The sequence below is a fragment of the Alcaligenes faecalis genome (assembly GCF_009497775.1).
GTDB lineage: Bacteria > Pseudomonadota > Gammaproteobacteria > Burkholderiales > Burkholderiaceae_B > Alcaligenes > Alcaligenes faecalis_D.
Window position 1 is genome coordinate 3,786,757 of record NZ_CP031012.1, and the last position, 16,872, is coordinate 3,803,628.

Annotated in this window: 7 protein-coding genes; 3 read left to right on the plus strand and 4 right to left on the minus strand. The window is 57.2% G+C overall.

Going from position 1 to position 16,872, the window contains the following annotated elements; all coding sequences use genetic code 11:
* Together DUD43_RS17370 and DUD43_RS17375 are read right to left on the minus strand one after the other, a co-directional pair.
* On the minus strand, positions 1–1,341 hold the full coding sequence (locus tag DUD43_RS17370; RefSeq protein ID WP_153231263.1) for an aminotransferase class I/II-fold pyridoxal phosphate-dependent enzyme: 1,341 nt from the start codon (positions 1,339–1,341) through the stop codon (positions 1–3).
* Positions 1,334–8,908, minus strand: a complete 7,575-nt coding sequence (locus tag DUD43_RS17375) for a type I polyketide synthase (RefSeq protein ID WP_228125840.1) — start codon at positions 8,906–8,908, stop codon at positions 1,334–1,336. The genes DUD43_RS17370 and DUD43_RS17375 overlap by 8 nt, the downstream gene beginning before the upstream one ends.
* A 1,006-nt stretch (positions 8,909–9,914) precedes the next feature.
* On the opposite strand from DUD43_RS17375, the gene DUD43_RS17380 reads away from it, so the two are divergent.
* Positions 9,915–11,405, plus strand: coding sequence for a nucleobase:cation symporter-2 family protein (locus tag DUD43_RS17380; RefSeq protein ID WP_153231264.1), 1,491 nt, complete (start codon positions 9,915–9,917; stop codon positions 11,403–11,405).
* A gap of 216 nt (positions 11,406–11,621) precedes the next feature.
* On the opposite strand, the gene DUD43_RS17385 is transcribed toward DUD43_RS17380, so the two are convergent.
* A complete protein-coding gene (locus DUD43_RS17385; protein ID WP_153231676.1) occupies positions 11,622–12,485 on the minus strand; it encodes a DMT family transporter in 864 nt (287 codons plus the stop codon).
* 128 nt (positions 12,486–12,613) lie between these two features.
* On the opposite strand from DUD43_RS17385, the gene DUD43_RS17390 reads away from it, so the two are divergent.
* Both DUD43_RS17390 and DUD43_RS17395 read left to right on the plus strand, forming a co-directional pair.
* Positions 12,614–14,005, plus strand: a complete 1,392-nt coding sequence (locus DUD43_RS17390) for a PLP-dependent aminotransferase family protein (RefSeq protein ID WP_153231265.1) — start codon at positions 12,614–12,616, stop codon at positions 14,003–14,005.
* Between the two features lie 93 nt (positions 14,006–14,098).
* On the plus strand, positions 14,099–15,004 hold the full coding sequence (locus DUD43_RS17395) for a DMT family transporter (RefSeq protein WP_228125841.1): 906 nt from the start codon (positions 14,099–14,101) through the stop codon (positions 15,002–15,004).
* Positions 15,005–15,091: 87 nt separating this feature from the next.
* On the opposite strand, the gene DUD43_RS17400 is transcribed toward DUD43_RS17395, so the two are convergent.
* Positions 15,092–16,867: a PEGA domain-containing protein gene (locus DUD43_RS17400; RefSeq protein WP_153231267.1), complete on the minus strand. Its 1,776-nt coding sequence runs from the start codon at positions 16,865–16,867 to the stop codon at positions 15,092–15,094.
* Between the last annotated feature and the right edge of the window lie 5 nt (positions 16,868–16,872).

The window sequence follows — 16,872 nt, forward strand, 5'->3', positions numbered from 1 at the left end:
TTATTTCTTCATGAGCGTGTGAACGGTTTCACACGCCAGGTCTATGTCATCCTGGCTATGCGTGGAGGACAGGAAAAAGCGCAGACGCGCGGCTTTTTCTTCCACCGCAGGATGGATAATGGGTTGCACATTCAGACCGGCATCAAACAACTGGCCGGACAGTTTGACTGCTTTAAGTGAACTACCTGTAATCGCGGGAATGACGGCATAGCCTTGGGCAAAGCCGGTATTGACTCCCATCGAGCGCATCGAATTCAGAAACTGACTGCCACGCTCTTGCAAGGTATGCACACGCTCGGGTTCCCGGCGCATGATCTGCAGGGCTTTCAGCGAAGCAGCCGCCAGCACGGGTGAAATCCCCACGCTGTACACAAAACCGGAGGCAGCGTACTTGAGCAGCTCCACCAGCGCGCGGTCGCCAGCGATATAGCCGCCGCAGCTTGCCAGGGTCTTGCTCAAGGTGCCCATCCAGATATCGACATCACGGCCTGCCACACCAAAATGTTCGTGCGAGCCGCGACCCGTCTTGCCCAGCACGCCCAGGGCGTGAGCTTCATCGACCATCAAAAACGCTTTATAGCGCTGTTTTATGTCAATAAATGCAGGCAGATTCGGGATGTCGCCATCCATGCTGTACAAGCCTTCGATCACAATCAGCACACGCTCGAACTGGCCACGAATATCAGCCAGAATGCGCTCCAGAGCGGCGCTATCGTTGTGAGGGAAGGAACGGCGGGCGGCACCCGATAACTGGATGCCTTGCAAAATACTGTTGTGGATCAGGCTATCGTGAATCACCAGATCCTTGGGACCGAACAAGTAACCAATGGTGCTGACGTTGGTGGCGTGTCCACTGACAAAAACCACGCAATCATCCACCTCGTAGTTCTGCGCCAGCTCTTCTTCCAGCTCACGCTGCACACGGCGCTCGCCCGCTACCAAACGGCTGGCCGAGGCCGATGTACCGTACTGGTCCATCGCGGCTTTGGCGGCCGCATTCACTTCGGGGTGCGCGGACAGACCCAGATAGTTGTAATTGGCAAAGTTCAGATAGTCGCGCCCATCGATACGGGTGTGCGCAGCGGCCACACCGTCGTGACTGCGGAAAAAAGGGTTACGCACGCCCATACGATCCGCCATGGCCTTGGGCACCAGCATTTTCTCGTAACCAGGATGGCGGTCAAAGCGGGTGTAGGACTCCGGAATATGGCTGGCCGCGCCCTGACGGCTTGCAGACGACTCGGCCATGCGGCCATTGCTGGCCGCTTGCCCGGTTTTACGTCCCAGAATGCGCTGTATCAGTTGTGCTTTGCTGCCTGGCGCTAGATCGTTCTTACTCATTGATCAGTGATGTTCCTGTTTCTGCCAATCGCTGTACATCTTTCGCCAAGCCTTGCAAATCAGCCTCGGACATATCGTCCCCATGCTGACGTACGACATCGGCCACCAAATGCCCAGCGTCCTGCTCTGCCGAGTCCTCGCCACCGGCCGTCAGCTTGTCCACAATACGGGCCGCGACGTTCCAGACGGTGGGAGAATCGTTCAGTACCATGGCGGGCAACTGCACGCCAAAGCGTTGCTCCAAGCCCAAGGCCAATTCCACAGCCATCAAGGAGTCCATGCCCAGATCATGCAAGGAGCGCTGGGTTTCAATACGGTCTACTTCGGTGCGCAAAATGTTGGCTACTTCTTGCGCCACCCACTCGGCCACCAAAGCGTGAATTTGCTCGGGCGTTTTACCAGCGATCAAGGCGTGAATATCCTGGCCATCGCTGCCGGAATCATGATCTTTCCGAGCGCGGTTCAAGATGGCAAAGCGTTCGCTCTGAGCCGAAGCCAGCAAGCGGGCCAAGGCATTCCAGTCGAAGTTGGCCACGATGGACACTTCACCATTGACGGCCAGGACGCGATCCAGTTGATCCAGAGCCTGATCGGACTGCAAAGGCGCTTTGCCCAGACGTTTGCCCAAGCTGTCCTTCACGGTTTCATTACGCGTCAGGTAACCTGCGTCGCCAATCGGCCCCCAGGCAATGCAAGAAGCCGCCAGACCCAGGTTCTGACGCAAGCGCGTCAGACCTTCCAGGCCCGCATTGGCGGCTACATAGTTCGCCTGTCCGGGGTTACCAATAGAGGTCGTCACCGAGGAATACAGCACGAAGTGAGACAGCTTCAAATCCTGAGTGGCCAGGTGCAGATTCCATGCCCCTACCAACTTGGTTTGCAGCACCTTGTTCAAACTGTCCTGATCCATATTGGCGATCAGACGATCATCAAACACGGCGGCAGCATGCAGCACGCCGGTCAGTGGGCTATCACCCGTCTGAATCTGCGCAACAACAGCTTGCACCGCTGCGGAATCCGTAACATCACACGCCACGATTTGCACACGACAGCCTTGTGCCTGGAACTGCTCCAGCAGCTCTTGTGCACCAGGGGTATCGGCACCACGACGACCCGCCAGAACCAGAGAACGCACGCCACGCTTGACCAGCCATTGGGCTGAAGCCAAACCGAAACCAGACAAACCGCCCGTTACCAGCCACGTGCCTTGTCCAGACAAGTCGATCGGGGCCGCTATTTGCTTTGTGAGCAAGTGGGGCTGGGCATCCTTCAAGGACACCACCAGCTTGCCGATGTGACGAGCCTGTTGCATGGCGCGGAATGCATCAACCACATGCTCGGCACCGAAGCTACGGTAAGGCAGTGGGAACAGCGCACCATCATGGAACAGCTCCATGACTTCCTTGAACAAACGCCCCGCCAGAGCTGGGCGTCCTGTCAGCAACTGGTCGGCATCAATACCGAAGTAGCTGATATTGCTCTTGAAGGGGCGCAGACCAATCGGCGTGTTCTCGAAGAAGTCACGCTTGCCCAGCTCCAGGAAGCGGCCAAATGGGCTCAAGACATCCAGACTGCGGCGCATGGCCTCACCTGCCAGCGAGTTCAGCACCACGTCTACACCTTCACCGCCAGTGGCATCCATCACGTCCTGAGCAAAGCTCAAGCTGCGCGAATCGAACACATGATCAGCGCCCAGCAAGGAGGCGAATACGCGTTTCTCGTCCGTGCCAGCGGTGGCATAGATTTCAGCGCCCAAATGGCGAGCCAACTGAATTGCAGCAATCCCCACGCCACCTGCGGCGCCGTGGATCAGAACTTTTTCACCGGGCTGGATATGAGCCAAGTGCGTCAGGGCGTAGTACACCGTGAAGAACACAGTGGGAACGGTTGCGGCCGCTTCAAAATCCCAGCCTTCAGGCATGGGAGCGATCGCATCCGCACGTGTCACCACATGGCTGGCAAAGCAGGAGGAACCAAAACCCATCACCGGCTGGCCTACAGCCAAGTGGGTGACATCAGCACCAACCCGTGTAACCACGCCCGAGAACTCCAGGCCCAGACTAGCACCGGCAAAACCGTTTTCTACGGCTTCGTCCGGCAACAAGCCCATCAAATACATCACGTCACGGAAGTTCAGGCCCGCTGCCATGGTACGGACTTCAACCTGATCCGCCGCCAGCTTGGGCGCCTGAACAGCTTGCCATTCCAGATTGCGCAGTTGTCCAGGCACCTGGAAGTCCAGCTTGAAGCAGGCATCCTGGCTTAGCTGAGCAGCCGCTGCCGGAGTGGCCTCTTCCAACACCAAGGTATGGCGTGCATCTTGAGACAGGACAATTTCGGTTGCGTTATCTGGCCACAGCAACTCCAGTTCCAGACGCTGTGCAACATCGCTGACACTCACATCACCGGCCAGATCAATCAAGGTGCAGGACAAGGCAGGCAGCTCGTTCATCACGACACGGCCAAAGCCCCACAAAGCCGACTGGGCTGGATTCACCGCCCAATCCAATTCCTCTGCCATCGCAGGCAAGGCACCACCTTGCGTCACCAGGAACAAGCGGCTTGCAGCAGTACGGGCAGACAGGCTTTGAGTCAGGTTCAGCAGTTGCGCGCTGGTCTCGCTGACGGCAGCGGCAGTGTCAGCCCAACCCAGCATCTGCACCACGTTCAGCGTGCTTTCATCAGCCAAAGCATCGGCACTGAGTGGCCGGGTTTGAGCGCTGACCATTTGGCCAGCGGCTTCCAAACGGGCCTGTAAAGAATGAGCTTGAACTTGGGAAGCCTCATCAAACAACAACAGCCATTTCGCTGCAGCGACGACGTCCTGGTTTTGACTCGCTGGCTTTGTCGCGGCGCTGGCCAGAAGCAAGTAAGCACCTTCGCTCAACTCCAGAGCAGCAGGCTCTTGCGCAGTTTGCACCTGCTCAAAACCCGCTTGTTCCAAAGCCTGATGCCAGCCTTCAGGCGACAACAAAGAGGAGGATTGCGACTCACCAGCAGTGTGCCACCAGCTTTGGTCCAGGCCGGACAGAAAATCTGCATGCCAGTCAGGGTGACACTCGGCCAGCAGCAAGACGCCACCGCTTGCCAGCCACTGCTTGCTACGCAGCAAGGCAGGCGGCACATGCACGGTACGGTGCAGGCTGTGACGCAGAATCACGACATCAAATTGTGTATTGTCGGCCTGCTCCAGTTGCCACTCTTGCAGATCAAAACCGACAACCCGCACATTGGCCAGCGCATGATGTTGCGTCGCCTGGCGGGCCTGCAAATCAGCATCCGGCAAGGCCAGGACATACTCAAACTGGTCTTCGGACAGGCAAGCTGCCAAAGTCTTGGGCAGGTCACTAGGGCCTACGGCTACTTCCAGCACGCGCAGGCGCTGGGAAGCAGGCAGGTTCGTAGCCAGTTCTCGCAACTGGGCTTCCAGTGCCAGACGTACACCCAGATACATGGGGTCATCGTCATACAACACTTCAACCACCGGGGAACGGCGCAAGGAGGCCAGCAGTTTTTCACCCGAAAGCTCACCACGCAACAAGGCGGGCAGTTGGCTGCCAACCGAACCAATCTGGGTCAGTTGCGGCAAGCTGCTAGGCGAATCCTGCAAAATCGTGCGCCACAGGTCCTGGGCAGGAGGCATGTCGGCCTGGTCCACCACTTGGTAGCCTTCGCCCTCTTGCAGCAGCTCTTCACCGCGCAGCAGCTCGCTCATCCAGCGGCCATACGGGCTATTCAAGACTTCGGCGCTTAGCTCGGAAGGTTTTACGCCCTGGAAGGCTTCATAAATAAAGGACAGGCTCAAGGCATCCAGCAAAGGCAAAGTCTGCTGGAACCAGGTTTCGCGTTCTTGTTGCTGGTCAGCCAGTGCTGCCCAACCGCTTTGGGCCAGTTGTTCGGGCGCAAGCGTAACAGCGGCTCGCTCATCACGAGGATGAGGGCGCAGGTATGGCGTAATTTGCCAGTTGGAGACCGCATGGCGATCCTGACGCAAGAAATACGCGGCACGGAAACGGCAGGCCTGGGCGCTGGCCAGCAAACGGCCATCAGCACCATATAGCTCAAAATCCGCCAGTACCGAACGGGCGCTGCTACGACGCAGATGCGCACGGAAATGCGTCACCTGTCCTTCGGTGGACAAGGTAAAGCGGCCTACTTTCACAGGCAGCAAGGCGACGCCTTGGCCTGCTTCAATATCGTGTGCGAAGAAATCCACCAAAGACTGGTAGCACACGTCCATCAAGGCCGGGTGCAACAGATAGCCGTCTTGCTCCAGGCTGACAGGCATCTCCAGTTCGGCATTCAGGTAAGCACCTTGAACCTGCGAGGCTTTCAAACCCTGGAAGGCCGGACCGTAATCCAGCCCCAGAGAATGCGCCAGACGATAGTGTCGATCGCGGTCAATCTGCAATTCAGCCGAGGCCAAAGGCGAGAGCTCCGCCATAGGCATACGTTCATCCGAGGCCAGAATGCGACCACTGGCGTGTACCACCCACTCGTCCTGGCTCAGGCGCTGGCGGCTCTTGATATGAAAGCTGCCATCGCGCGGGCTCAACACAAAACGCAGGCTGCGGGCATGTTCACCGTCAAAAACCAGCGGAGCCAGAATATCCAGCTCGTCCACCAGGATCAGGGCTTCGCCCAGCCACTCACGGGCTGCGGCTAAAGCCATTTCCAGGTAAGCGGCGCCCGGATACACCATGGCTCCGCCCACTTTGTGGTCAGCCAGCCAAGGCAAAATCACCGGGTCCAACACGTTTTCCCAGCTGATATCGCTATCAGGCAAACGCCAGCCCAACAAATCATGCACACGGCGGCGCTCGATAGAATGCATTCCTTCAGTGCTGGACTTGTACCAGTGGCGCTCACGCTGCCATGGATAGACAGGCAGATCCACTGGATTGCCAGCCACGGGGAAACGGGCTTTCAATTGGGTCGGCAACAAGGCCAAAGTATGCAAAGCCGTATCGGCCAGACGCTGCGGGCCGTCGTCATGCTTGCGCAGACTGGACAGCACCACACCCTGAACATCATGCTGAGTCAGGGTTTCACGGATATAGCGCTGCAAAATGGCGTGCGGGCCAATTTCCAGAAACACGCGGCAGCCCTGTTTAGCCAGGCAGGCAATGGCCTGCTCGAACTGCACGGGCTCGCGAATATTGCGCCACCAGTAATCCACGCCCAGCTCTTGCGGGGACAGTTCTTCACCCGTAACGGTCGAAACAAAACGGGCTTGTGGTGCCTGTTGGCCGGGCTGCAAATCGCCCAGGCTCTTTTCCAGATGCGGCAACAAGCCATCCATATAGGGGCTGTGAAAGGCGTAATCCAGATCCAGCAGACGGAAGAAAACGCTTTGGCCTTCCAGAGCAGACTGAATACGTTGCAAGCCTTCCAGACTGCCGGACAAAGTGATATTGGAGGGGCTGTTCACACCCGCCACATTCACGCCCAAGTCTGCACCCAAGCCTTCCAGCAAAGTACTCACCGCTTCCAGCGACAGACCAATAACAGCCATCCGACCTTGGCCACGAGTCAGACCTTGAGCCTGACTACGGGCACAAATCACGCGTATGGCTTGTTCCAGATTCAGGGCTCCGGCCGCCCAGGCGGCAGCGATCTCGCCCACACTGTGGCCAGCCACGGCATCGGGTTCAATACCATCTTCGCGCAGCATGCGCGTCGCAATAACCTGTACGGCAAACAGCAAAGGCTGAGCGACTGTGGTGTCATCCATGCGAGAAGCAGCTGGCTCGGCCTGCAGTTGCTCCAGCAGCGAGAAACCCGCCAAGGGCTTCATCATGGCATCCAGTTCGGACAGCAAAGCCGCGAAACGAGGGGACTCGCGCAACAAGGTCACGCCCATGCCCAGCCACTGTGCTCCGTTACCGGCGTAGACAAAGGCCAGTTGGCCTTCTTTGCTCAGGGCATCTACAGTTTGCAGACCTTGAGGAGTCTGGCCTTGCGCGTAAGCACGCAATTGCGCCACGCCTTCTGCAACCGTTTCGGGCTGAATGATCAAACCACGAGCCAAGGTCTGGCGACGGTGAGCGACAGCGTAACTGACATCGTAAAAATCTTGATCTGTCTTGCCGTTCAGCAAGTCAGCATAATTACCCGCCTGCTCGCGCAGGGCGGCTTCCGTTTTGGCCGACAAGACCAAAGGTGGCAAACCCGCGTTCGGCAGTGTCACCGATTGGCTTGTTGTCGCGACAGGAGCCTGCAACAGGACGTGGGCGTTGGCACCACCAAAGCCAAAAGAATTAAGACCCGCAACCAAAGGCTTGCCATCGTTGCGCTGCAGTTCGCGGCCCTGGGGCAGCAGCTCCAGATTCAAGCCATCAAAATCAATGGCAGGATTAGGGGTCTTCAAGTGCAAAGCAGGTGGCAAGGCCTGATGCTGCAAAGCCAGCACCGTTTTGACCAAACCGGCCATGCCGGAGGCCGATTCCATATGCCCCAAGTTCGCCTTGACTGAACCAATAGGCAAGCGCTGTTCGCGTGATTTGCCATACACCGCACTGATCGCGGTGGTTTCAATAGGATCACCAACTGCAGTACCAGTACCGTGGGCCTCTACAAAGTCCACCTCACCCGCAGTCAGGCCACTGCGCTCCAGCACGGAACGCATCAACTCAATTTGTCCCTGACAGCTGGGAATGGTAATGCCGGTCTTGCGGGCACCATCGGCATTCACGCCGGTTGCCAAAATGACGGCCTGTACTTGATCGCCATCGGCCAGGGCTTGCTCCAAGGGCTTGAGCATCAATACCGCACCGCCCTCGGAACGCACATAGCCATTACCGGCTGCATCAAACGCCTTGCAACGGCCATCTGCCGACAACATCGAGGCTTTGGTAAAGCCGACAAAGGGATAAGGATGCAGCAGCAGATTAACGCCGCCCACCAAAGCAGTGGAGGCCTCGCCATTGCGCAGGCTTGAACATGCTTGGTGCAAAGCGACCAAAGAAGACGAGCAGGCGGTATCCACCGCCATGGACGGTCCGTGCAAATCGTAGATGTAAGACAGACGATTGGCCGCAATACTCATGGTATTGCCGGTCATCATATGGGCGGTCAGGCTGGCCAGATCATCCAGGCCACGCATGCCGTAATCCAGGCCGGAAATGCCGACATAAACCGCACAGTCACTGCCGGCCATGGTGGACGGCAAGACGCCCGCATTTTCCATGGCCTCCCAGGACAGCTCCAGCAACAAACGCTGTTGGGGATCCAGCCAGGCGGCCTCACGAGGGGAAATGCCAAAAAAGTCTGCATCGAACTCGTCGATGCGCGATAAGACGCCAGCCGAAAAAGTGATGCTGCGGCCAGGTTCGGACCTTTTGTCGTGTTGCAATTCAGTCGTCGCCCAGCGATCCGCAGGGATTTCCGTAACCAGGTCACGCTTTTCAATTAAGGCATTCCAGAACTGGTCGGGCTGCGACAGGTCGCCCGGAAAGCGGAACGCCATACCAATAATGGCGATTGCTCCAGACGCAGTATTGCTTTTACTAATATCCGTACGGGATGCTTCCAACTCCTTAGCACCCTTGCCTATATTTTGAGACACGCACCCTACCCTTTCGATCTTTACTGACTTGCCCTGTCACCGCGGAGCACGGAATAGTCATATTTGATAAAACGCTATTTCGGACAACGACTTCTGACATAGCCGTGTCGCAGGCAGCACACCAGTAAACAACGGTGAAAATTACACCCAGTTACTATGATTTACAAACCATAATTACATGGAATATATATAAAATCCCATGCAATTTGATAATATTTATTTTCGATTTTTATTTAAGCAATGACGCAAAAAATAAAATATCCAAATTAAATATTCACTGACAATATTGTTCTATTTATTGTTAACCACAAAAAAACGAGTGTTTGAAAAATAACCAGGCCTTGGGCGCATTTACCAAGGCAGTCTAATCAAGACACTAGGCAAAATATCAAAGGTGTTTTTATTTCGTCGCCACCCTTATCGAAATAAAAATTTCAATTCAATATTAAGCAAAGACCTTTACTCGCCAAGAAAACTTTGCCTACTTGGCGGTAGCCTGCTGCACTGCAAAAAGATTAGCAGCTGCGAATGTTACCATTGCGCAGTTGTTCTAATCTATAAAGAATTGAAATGAAGCAGGGGCGCACTGTAACAATCCGATGCTGCGCTAAAGCCGCCTGACTAGCTTCTTCAGTACTATCAGGCAGCTTACAAGCTAGTCATAACTGACATTTGCTGACTTTGTCACAGACACAATAAAACCACCTGGTCGTATTAAAAAACTCATTTTTGATACAAACACGACATACGCGCGACGAGTGCAAACCCGTTACTGGTGCCGGTATACAACGGTCCCCCCCCCCTGACCTGACCATGTGCCACCAAAGCAGTGTTTTCCCTTAGCCGCATGAAAAACGCCCGAATCAGGGCGTTTTTTTTGGGGGTTATCCCTCATTTATAGCTAGGTCCACCTAGGCTCTATACGAAATGTCTTATGGCTAGGCTGTCGCACGCCGTTACATTGAAATGGCTTCATCTAATAATTAATCCACTCTGGAGACATTTCATGGGTACGAACGCGACCACCGCACCCGTCGACGAACGATTACCGAACGGCAGGCTGGCTGCGCTGGGCTTGCAGCACGTTCTGGTAATGTACGCCGGTGCTGTCGCGGTTCCACTAATTGTGGGCCGGGCATTAAACCTGACGTCTGAAGAAGTATCGATCCTGATCGCCGCTGACCTGTTTGTCTGCGGCATCGTGTCCATCATTCAATCGATGGGCTTTACGCAGTATTTTGGCATCAAGCTCCCCGTCATGATGGGCGTGACCTTTGCCGCTGTCGGCCCCATGGTTTCCATGGCACAGGCCAACCCCGGCCAGGAAGGAGCCCAGCTGCTCTTTGGCACCGTGATCGGGGCGGGGATAATCACCATGATCATCGCCCCTGCGGTCAGCCGCATGCTGCGCTTTTTCCCGCCTGTGGTGACCGGCACGATTATTGCCATGATCGGCATTACGCTGATGCGCGTGGGGATCAACTGGATTTTCGGTAACCCCGTGGGCCCAACCGCTCCCAGCGTCATCAATCCCGATCACCTGGCCTGGATACAGCACGCACAATCGGCCGCCGCCATGCCGGGCTCTGCCTTGCCGCCGCTGCCTGAAGGGCTGGCCTTGAAGGCAACGGTACCCAACCCGCGCTACGCCAACCTGACTGGCCTGGGCATTGCCGCCATCGTGCTGACCTCGATCCTGCTGATCGCCAAATTTGCCAAAGGCTTTCTGGCTAACGTGGCCGTATTGCTGGGTATTGTCATTGGTGCGGTTGTGGCTTCGGCCATGGGCATCATGACCTACGAAAAAGTGGCCAACGCTGCCTGGGTGGATCTGGTCTTGCCATTCCACTTCGGGATGCCTCGATTCAACCTCCTGCACATTGCGACCATGACGCTGGTCATGATTGTGGTGCTGATCGAATCGACCGGCATGTTCCTGGCGTTGAGCGACATGACAGGCAAGAAAGTGGATCAGAAAGATCTGGCACGCGGCCTGCGTACCGACGGTCTGGGCACCTTGCTGGGCGGTATCTTCAACACCTTCCCCTACTCCAGCTTCTCGCAAAACGTGGGTCTGGTTGCCGTAACTGGCGTGCGTAGCCGATTTGTTTGCGTGGCCGGTGGTGTGATTCTGATCATTCTGGGCCTGCTGCCCAAAATGGCTGCCCTGGTTGAGTCTCTACCCACCGTGGTTCTGGGCGGCGCCGGGATTGTGATGTTCGGTATGGTGACGGCTACTGGTATCCGCATTCTGTCCGGCGTGGATTACAAGACCAACCGCAACAACTCCATGATTGTGGCCATCTCCATTGGAGTGGGCATGATTCCTCTGGTTGCGCCCAACTACATGCAGTGGATGCCTCACGCCATTCACCCGCTGATCGAATCCGGCATCTTGCTGACCTCGATTGCTGCCGTTCTGCTGAACTTGTTCTTTAATGGTGCTAAAGAAGATACTCACGCAGCGGTAGAAGCAGCCAAGCACGCTGAAGCCTAAAACGCTTGCCAAGCTTGTATTGAAACCGGCCTGTCGAATCCATGACAGGCCGGTTTTTTATCGTCCGATATACCAAGCGAAAACGCCCCCTTCAGGAACCACCAACTGAAAACGGCGTACAAGTTACTTTTCGCTGGGCAGTCCAAAGAGAAATATCGCCTCCTTGCTGGACATCAAACCCAAGGCGCAGCGCATGGCTGCTCCCCTTTTCTGAGGTCACGAAGCAAAGCGACGTGCACCGGCCACGCACAAGGCAGCACCTAAAGTCACCCAGATCATGCTGGCATTGACGGACTCGCCCAATAAAGCGGCAGCCAGCCCCAAGCCCATAAAAGGTTGCAGCAACTGTAATTGCCCCACCGCAGCGATCCCGCCATGTGCCAGCCCCCGGTACCAGAACACAAAGCCCAGAAACATGCTGAACACTGACACATAGCCGAAACCTAACCAGGCGGCAGTATTCACATTACTGAAGCTCTGGGGCCAGAACCAGAGCATCATGACGAACATGAAAGGCAAGGAAAGCACCAAGGCCCAGCAAATCACTTGCCAGCCACCCAGGCGACGTGACAAGCGTCCACCTTCGGCATAACCCAGGCCACACACCACCACGGCGGCCAACATATACAGATCCCCTTGCCAGGCCGCATCCAGACCTTCTCGCGCGGCGTAAGCCATCACCAGCAAGCAGCCTAAAACAGAGCACACCCAGAACACGGGTTTATGCCGCTCACCGGCCAAGGCCACCCCAAAAAGCGCTGTGCACAAGGGCAACAGGGCAACGTACACAATAGAATGCGCCGAAGTGATGTACTGCAGGGCCAGCGCCGTCAGCAAGGGGAATCCCAGCACAACACCAAAACCAACCACGGCCAGGGGTAAGAGGTCCGATCGTTGTGGTCGTGCCACGCGCCCAATCAGCAACCAGGCAGCCGCCAGCAAGGCGGCGACCACCGCTCGCGCACCCGTCAGAAAAAAAGGATCCATACCCAGCACAGCGACACGTGTAGCCGGTAGAGATCCGGCAAAGATTGCCACGCCTATAAAACCGTTTAGCCAGCTGACTGCCTTGCTATCCATCATTTACTCTCCAACAAAGATGCTTGTCAGTACAACACAGCTATGCCAGCATACACAGGCACAGTCCAGTACAGTTTTAAAAAACTGTACTGCTCACTAGACCCGTACACCGTGCCCGAGACCGCCCCATGTCTGCTTTGACCCGTATCGACCACATCATGCAATCCGTGCGTGAACGCATCGCGGCACGGACCTATCCGCCCGGCACTCGCCTGCCGTCCGTACGCGCTCAAGCAAAGTCAGCAGGAGTGTCGGTGTCCACGATTGTCGAAGCCTATGGCAGGCTGGCCGCCGAGGGGCTGATCGAGGCTCGTGCGGGCTCCGGCTTTTATGTGACGGCTCCTTTGGCTCCGCTCAGTTTGGCCGCTCTGGAACCTGCCCTGGAGAAGGATATAGACCCCTTATGGATCTCGCGCCAGTCTCTGGAAGCGGATTCCGATGTCTTGATGCCCGGCTGCGGCTGGCTGCCCTCAGACTGGATGTATGACCACGGGGTGCGCCGGGGTCTGCGCAAGGCCGCCCGTAGCCCCAGCGCGGACTTGACGGACTATGGCTCGCCCCTGGGTCTGGAACCCTTGCGCCAAATGCTGGCCCGCCGCCTCGTACAGTCCGAGATAGACGCTGCCCCGCATCACATCATGCTGACCGACTCGGGCACTCAGGCCATTGACCTGCTCTGTCGCTTCTTTCTGGAGCCGGGCGATACCGTCCTGGTGGACGACCCCTGCTACTTCAATTTCCATGCCTTGCTACGCGCACACCGAGCCAAGATCGCCAGCGTGCCCTACACCCATCAAGGCCCTGATCTGGCCGCCTTCGAGGCAGCCCTGCAAGAGCACAAGCCCCGCCTGTACATCACCAATTCCGGCATACACAACCCGACCGGCGCGCGTCTTTCCGCCATGACTGCGCATAGCGTGCTGGCCATGGCGCAACGTGCCGACCTCTACATTATTGAGGACGATATTTTTGGGGATCTGGAAACCCGACCCGCCACCCGGCTGGCCGCGCTGGATGGCCTGTCCCGTGTAGTACAGATAGGCAGTTTTTCCAAAACACTATCGGCCGCCTTGCGCTGCGGCTACATCGCCGCCCAGACTCCGTGGATAGAAAGTCTGGTTGACTTGCGTACCGCCACCAGCTTCAGCAGCAACCGTCTGGCCTCGCATATTCTGAATAGTGCCCTTAGCGACAGCGGCTATCGCAAACATCTGGAGCGGGTTCGATACCGGCTCTCCAAAGCCATGGATCACGCAGTGGCACAGCTGGAACAACTTGGCCTGACACCGTGGCTGCGCCCCCGCGAGGGCATGTTTCTATGGGCCCGTCTGCCAGCGGGACATGATGCCTTGAGTCTGACACGCGCCTGCCTGCCCCATGGTGTGGTGCTGGCCCCTGGCCCGGTTTTTAGCCAGGCTCCCGATGCAGCCCAGTTTCTGCGTTTTAACGTCGCACAATGCGGTGACAAACGCGTCTTTAGCGTCCTGAAACGGGCTCTGAACAAAGAGCTGTCTGTTTAAAGCATCAAGGAATTTCAGACCGTCCGCAAGAACACCCCGCGTCGGTGTCCTGGTCGCGGCCAGAGGATTACAATCTGCTCTGTTATGCGGCCCATGCGGACCGCCGCCACCGATCCCATTCCCATGTCCCCCAAAGACTTACGCGATTTATTCCTGCTGGCCGCCATCTGGGGCGGCTCGTTTTTATTTACGCTGCAAGCGGTCCCCGACTTTGGCCCCTTTCCCCTGACTGCCGTACGCGTCGGTGTCAGCGCCCTGGCCTTGATGAGCTACATCACCATCACCGGACGTTTGCCCGTCTTTCTGACGAACTGGAAACCCATTTTTGCCCTGGGTGTTCTGAATGCCGCTGTGCCCTTCTCCCTGTACGCCTTCGCGGCCTTGCGACTGGAGTCGGGCTTGCTGGCCGTTTTGAATGCCATGGCTCCCTTGTTCGGTGCACTGGTGGCCCGAGTCTGGCTAAAAGAGCGCCTGACACCCAGCCGCATTCTGGGCCTGTGTTTGGGCTTCCTGGGCATTCTGATTCTGGTGTACGACAAGCTCAGCTTCAATAAAGGGGCCGAGGGCTGGGCCGTTCTGGCGTCTTTACTGGCCACGGTGTTTTACGGTATTGCCGCCAACTTTACCGCCCGCTATCTGCGTGGTGTGCAGCCACAAGCCGTAGCGGCAGGCAGCATGGTCAGCGCAACATTGGTATTGTTGCCAGCGGCAATTTACTGGTGGCCCGCACAGTTGCCAGGCCTGCATGCCTGGGGCGCTGCACTGTCCTTATCCCTGCTGTGTACCGCAGTCGCCTACCTGATTTTTTATCGCCTGCTGTCCAATGTCGGCCCCTCCAAAACCATTACGGTGACCTTTCTGGTGCCGCCCTTTGGAGTACTGTGGGGCGCCTTGCTGCTGGACGAAGCGCTGACCGCACAGATGCTGATCGGCATGAGTACCGTTCTGTTTGGGACCTTGCTGGCCACTGGTTTGATCGGCAAGCGCAAGGCGGCGTAAGTCAGCTACGCCGCCCCCTGGGTCCTGCGTCTTCGTTCTCGGTTCTCGGTTCTCGGTTCTCGGTTCTCGGTTCTCGGTTCTCGCAGCCTATTTGAACTCGTGGCTGACGCTAGCCGTCTTTCCTGAACGCACCCGAATTGTTGTGCTGAACTCCGGCAAACCCGCATTTTTGATGACGATGCGGTGCGAGCCTGGAGCCAGCGACAAGGATTTCAAAGGCGGGCTGACACCTTGCTTGCGACCATTCACATAAACCTCACCCCAAGGGCGTACATCCAGGACGATCGTGCCCTTCGCCGGTGGCGCAGGCTTGGCGGCGACGGGTTCCAATTGCTCCACATGATCGACTTGAGCGACAGGCTCAGAGGATTCGGTTTGTGTGCTTGCGGCCACTCCTGATGCAGTGGCCGTAGCAGTCCCGGTAATTCCCATTGCTCCGGCACTTCCCGCAGCCACGGTAGTTTCATTAACTCCGGAGGCGCCTGTTGTTGCAGCCCCCCCTCCAGTAGCTCCTGTCACGCCGACGGCTCCGGCTGTTCCGGCTGCTCCGGCTGTTCCGGCTGTTCCGGCTGTTCTGGCTGTTCTGGCTGTTCCGGCAGCATGATCAGCCAAAGCCAAACGAGCTGTCTCATCCAGTGTGTTTTGTGTTTGCACTGGCATAGCAGGCTGCAAAGCCCCCAACTCGGACAGCAGTTTCAACTCCGGTGTTGCTGCTTGCGAACCCGAAGCCTGAGCTAGTTGCTGCCCTGCCCCCGTGCCATTTTGCGCACCTGTCGGCTGCGACCCAAGCTGACCTGCTCCTGCCGCCAAAGACTGCCCGGATTGAGGTGTAGACATACTCCCCGATAGCGGTTGTCCTGACTGTGAAATCTGTTGCTGAATCTCTTGCTGTATTGGCTGCTGTGCCTGCTGCTGCCCGGACAATTGCTGATGCGCATCCTGCCCTGACGACACCCCTGACCCTTCCGCTGCCCCCACGGTTCCAGCCACTCCCACAGACCCAGCCCCAGCACCCAAAGCAGCCACATCATTCGGTTTGGATTCTCCACCAGCCACCAACCCTCCTGGCGGCTCCGACGTAGTTGTTCCCGGCCTTGATGTGGACTCTTCAGACTTGGCCCCGACCACCGCTGGACGATTGGCATCAGACGATGCAACAGCGGGCCCGGTCGTATCACTATCCCCACTCCAATACGCCGCCCCCAGCCCTGCCAGAACGACCACTGCCAAGCCCGCCAACCACAGCGGCAAGGAAGACCGGCGTTCAGGCGTAATCGGCAGCACCGCTTGCGCAGGGGGAGCATGTTCAGGCACAGGCTCTGGCACTTGTCCCAATCGTTCCAGCCTTCGATACGAAGCCATGGATTGAGGCCGCTGCACCCAGTCCAGGGCCAGCCCCTGCAACATGGCCTGCGTAGGACCATCCGCGTCCTCATCCATCACCACAGGATCTTTCAGTTGCCGCCAAGGAGCCGCCATCAAAGGAAGACCCGTCGTCAGTTGCCAGCGCAAGGCTGCATAGCCGTAGACATCCGTCCAGGGGCCGGCAGGCCGCACCGGATCGTCCACATATTGCTCGGGAGCCGCGCAAGATTCATCAAATGCCATGCCCTGAGCACGTGCCTGCGCCAGACTGCGCTTGTGCATGTTCTGCTCCAGCGGCAGTAGCTGAACCAGACCTTCGTCACTCAAGACCACCGTATCCAGCCCCAGCGCGCCATACCATTCCTGGTGCTCATGCAGCTCGGCCAGTTGCAAGGCCAATTGATCCAGAATCACCAGCCGTTGGTCCAGCAGCAAGGAGTCCAGAATCTGCCCCAAAGGGCGACCCTGGGCATCCTTGGCAGAGTTTGTACGTTTCATGAGGG

Excerpts from the sequence above, each read along its gene's own strand:
- DUD43_RS17380 (WP_153231264.1), top strand. The coding sequence starts at position 9,915 with ATGGGTACGAACGCGACCACCGCACCCGTCGACGAACGATTACCGAAC.
- DUD43_RS17400 (WP_153231267.1), bottom strand. The coding sequence starts at position 16,867 with ATGAAACGTACAAACTCTGCCAAGGATGCCCAGGGTCGCCCTTTGGGG.
- DUD43_RS17370 (WP_153231263.1), bottom strand. The coding sequence starts at position 1,341 with ATGAGTAAGAACGATCTAGCGCCAGGCAGCAAAGCACAACTGATACAG.
- DUD43_RS17390 (WP_153231265.1), top strand. The coding sequence starts at position 12,614 with ATGTCTGCTTTGACCCGTATCGACCACATCATGCAATCCGTGCGTGAA.
- DUD43_RS17395 (WP_228125841.1), top strand. The coding sequence starts at position 14,099 with ATGCGGACCGCCGCCACCGATCCCATTCCCATGTCCCCCAAAGACTTA.
- DUD43_RS17385 (WP_153231676.1), bottom strand. The coding sequence starts at position 12,485 with ATGGATAGCAAGGCAGTCAGCTGGCTAAACGGTTTTATAGGCGTGGCA.